Genomic DNA, 3,631 nt, shown 5'->3' with positions numbered 1-3,631 from the left:
GGCCAATTGGACCATGCACCAGCTGGAGGTGAAGACGAATACGATCGCACTCCCCACTCCGGCGAGAAAGCGCAGATAGGGCCAGAGACCAGGCGCGTGGACGGCCATTCCCAGGGTGAGGATGCAGGTGGCGACGAGCCCCGCACGTACGAGGCCGGCGCTGGTGAGGCGCGGCAGTTGCGGAAACCGCGACCATATCCAGGGCTGGAAGGTGCACAGCAGGGCTCCAGCGAGATAGCCGACGTAGTTCGCGGTGGCGAGCCAACTGCCCGCCGACAAGTCGATCACTCGGTCGTTCAGCATCATCGGCAGGAGGGGCGTGAAGGCAAACCGGCCTATGCCCATCGCCGTCGCGAGCGAGATCATGCCGGCGACCGCGACTGTCAAGGCGCCGGGCATGGTCGTCATCCGTAGTTGTGGCGAACCGGAACGCATGGCGGCTTCAGACCGGTTTGATGTCCTGCCAAGCCGCAACGAACGCGCGGGCGTTGCGCGCAATATCGTCAATCGTCATGTCGGGCGTGAAGAGAGCGGAACCCAGGCCGAACCCGGATGCTCCCGCATCGACGTACGCGCGCATGGTCTCCGGACGGATGCCGCCGACGGGCAGGACGATCGTCTTCACGGGCAAGACGGCGCGCCAGGCCTTCACGACGTGCGGCGGGACCGTTTCGGCGGGAAAGATCTTGATGGCGTCAGCGCCGGCCCTGAGCGCCGCAAAGGCCTCGGTCGGCGTTGCGACACCCGGGGTGCAGAGGAGGTTGTGAGCCTTCGCATGCCGAATGACTTCAAGATCCGCGTGGGGCATGACGATAAGGCGACCGCCGACATCGTGCACCCCGTCCACGCTAGCCGTGTCGAGGACCGTGCCGGCGCCGATGAGAATATCCTTTGGCACCGCCCGCGCCAGGACTTCGATGCTGCGAAACGGCTGCGGCGAGTTCAGCGGAACTTCGATGATCTTGAAACCCGCTTCGACAAGCGTGGTCCCGACGGCTTCGGCATTGTCCGGCGTCAGTCCGCGCAAAATTGCGACGAGAGGAAGATCCGCCAGGAATTCTTGAAGCACGTTTCAATCTCCTCGAGGTAGTCGCATCCCGCGCATCAGCCTGCGAAGCATTCGACGTGTCCGGGCGACCTGTCATGCGCCTTCGCGGCGGGCCGGGCAAGCGCCTCCGCATCGCCTGGCTGCAACCCCCACATGCGCGAACGGACCCTACTGCGGGACCGCACTCCGCAGGCATTGCTGGACCGACTGGGAAATCCTCCGCTGGTCGTCACTTGCCACGGTGTCGGCCAGCACTCTCGACCACAGGTCGCTCTTGCGCAAATCGGTCACCACGCACGAGCAGAGCGCGCGGCAAGAGGCGGCGTCGCTGTTACCCGCGGTGCAGCTCGCCTGACATTCGGCCATGAACGGTCGCGCCTCGGCGACGGGGTTCGGTCCGGTCATCTGCAGAATGCCAAAGAGCAGGGCCATGAGGATCGGCTGATGAAGAAGGTAGATCGGCAGGCTTTTGCGCCCGGCCCAGATCAAACCCCGTGAAACCGCGTCTCTCGCGCTCCACCCGGCGAGGAACTGGCCGGTCTCCGACGACAGAAGACCGCGCCCTAGGACGAGGCCGAGTAGAACCATCGCGAACCACGGAAAGATTGGCTCGTAGTCGTTGGTCGCCGGCGCAAACAATCCGAGCCCGAGCCAATCGAGCCAAGGCGCGTCAAACGCGGGACTGGTCAGCACGAAGGGGGTTGCGAATACACCGATCGCGACGATCAGCGTGAGCCAAGTCGGCAGCCGCAGGAATGGCAGGGCGAACAGACTGGACACCGCGATGCAGTGAAGAATTCCGAAGAAGATATAGCTCTCTGGAAAGGCGAAGTAGGTTACCAACGTGACGAGAGCGGCGGATCCGGCAATCCGCGACAGGCGGCGCAGAAAGGCTCTGCGCCGAAAGCCTCTGGCATGCGCGAGCGCGAGACTTACACCCACGAGCACCAGGAACGATCCGGCGATTGCACGGGCGAACCAACGCCAGCCCGGATCTTCAACCACGTTTGTCGAAATCAGCTTCAGGTAACTGAGATCCCAGCTGAAATGATACACGACCATCGCGCAGATCGCGAGGCCTCGGGCGACATCGATGACGTCCCATCGCTGCGATGCGGCGATCTGCGGTGGTGATGAATCGTTCAAGATATCCAACCCCTCATGACCATGGCGTAGGACAGCGCGAGGCCCATATCAATCCGCATGACGCATGTTGTCCCGAACGCGATTGCCCAATTGCAGCAACTCATCGGCGAAGCCGATGCCATGATGGGATTCACGGGGGCGGGGATTTCCACCGAGAGCGGCGTGCCTGATTTCCGCTCGCCCAACAGTCCGTGGCGAACTCACAGGCCGATTCCGTTCGACTCGTTCATGGCGAGCGAAGCGGCACGGAAAGAGGCATGGCGCCGCAAATTCGCGATGGACGATCTCTACGCCGGTGCCCGTCCCAATCGCGGCCATGCCGCATTCGCATCACTCGTTGCCTCGAACAAGATGATGGCGGTCGTCACCCAGAACATTGACGGTCTCCATCAAGCCTCTGGGATTCCAGCAGACCGCATCGTGGAACTTCATGGCAACGGAACCTACGCCCGGTGCCTGGGCTGCGGGCAGAGGCACGACCTCGGGCCAATACGCAAGACATTGGAGACGACCGGTACTCCGCCCGTGTGTGCGAGCTGCGGTGGCATTCTCAAATCGGCGACCATTTCCTTTGGGCAGCCGATGCCAGCAGATGCGATGACGAGAGCCTACGCCCTCGCCGAACGCTGCGACCTGATCCTCGTGGTCGGCTCGTCGCTGGTGGTCTATCCGGCAGCTGCCGTACCCGTGCTGGCGAAACGGCAGGGCGCAACACTGGTCATCCTCAATAGGGAACCGACACCCCTGGACGATTTGGCGGATCTCGTGATCCACGCGGACATCGGAACCACGCTGGAACCGTTGCAAAATTAAGGAAAATCCGGGCCTCGACGAGAAATTGTCGTTTCGGGCTTTCCCGGATTCAGGACGGTGTTATCTTCTCATTAAGAATCGTGACCTTGATTCGAGTATGGGTTTCTTCATGTCGAACGATTTTGGTGCCAATTCATTCAGCGCGCGAAGGGCCGACGCTTTCGACCAGGACCGCGAGGCCGGCCAGGACGTTGCAGGCGACGGCGCGCTGGAGCTCGTTCAGGTCAGCGGCCGCATCAAGTGGTTCGACGTCGCGAAGGGCTTTGGTTTCATCGTTCCCGACAACGGCATGCCGGACGTACTCCTGCATGTCACCTGCCTGCGACGCGATGGGTATCAGGCTGCCAACGAAGGCGCCCAGATCGTCGTTGAGGCCGTGCAGAAGGCGCGCGGTCTGCAGGCTTTCCGTATCCTGTCTCTTGACCAATCGACCGCGCTCCACCCGTCGGAGCTTCCCCTTGCGCGTACACACGAGCAGGTCACGCCAACCAGCGGCCTCGAGCCCGCAGTGGTGAAATGGTTCAACCGTTTGCGCGGCTTCGGCTTCCTCTCGCAAGGGGAGGGCAGTCCCGATATTTTCGTTCATATGGAAACCTTGCGGCGCTACGGCATCGCAGAACTCAA

General features: G+C 62.3%; 5 protein-coding genes. 2 read left to right on the top strand and 3 right to left on the bottom strand.

Annotated features, from left to right (window positions below; genetic code table 11):
• The 3 genes from AC1DT3_RS14890 to AC1DT3_RS14880 all read right to left on the bottom strand — a co-directional run.
• A partial coding sequence (locus AC1DT3_RS14890) for a YbfB/YjiJ family MFS transporter (RefSeq protein WP_477466024.1) occupies positions 1–399 on the bottom strand: 399 nt, incomplete at its 3' end.
• Between the two features lie 43 nt (positions 400–442).
• Complete coding sequence (locus tag AC1DT3_RS14885; RefSeq protein ID WP_477466023.1) at positions 443–1,069, bottom strand: 2-dehydro-3-deoxy-6-phosphogalactonate aldolase; 627 nt, start codon at positions 1,067–1,069, stop codon at positions 443–445.
• 147 nt (positions 1,070–1,216) lie between these two features.
• Positions 1,217–2,194: an acetyltransferase domain-containing protein gene (locus AC1DT3_RS14880; RefSeq protein ID WP_477466022.1), complete on the bottom strand. Its 978-nt coding sequence runs from the start codon at positions 2,192–2,194 to the stop codon at positions 1,217–1,219.
• A 57-nt stretch (positions 2,195–2,251) separates the two neighbouring features.
• On the opposite strand from AC1DT3_RS14880, the gene AC1DT3_RS14875 reads away from it, so the two are divergent.
• Complete coding sequence (locus AC1DT3_RS14875; RefSeq protein ID WP_477466021.1) at positions 2,252–3,007, top strand: SIR2 family NAD-dependent protein deacylase; 756 nt, start codon at positions 2,252–2,254, stop codon at positions 3,005–3,007.
• A gap of 109 nt (positions 3,008–3,116) precedes the next feature.
• Positions 3,117–3,631, top strand: a 515-nt coding sequence (locus AC1DT3_RS14870) for a cold-shock protein (protein WP_477466020.1), incomplete at its 3' end; no start/stop codon positions are given.

The organism is Microvirga sp. P4_G7, from assembly GCF_056401005.1.
Note: the sequence above shows the minus strand (reverse complement) of the source record. Positions and strands in the feature narration are given on the sequence as shown.

Excerpts from the sequence above, each read along its gene's own strand:
- AC1DT3_RS14875 (WP_477466021.1), top strand. The coding sequence starts at position 2,252 with ATGACGCATGTTGTCCCGAACGCGATTGCCCAATTGCAGCAACTCATC.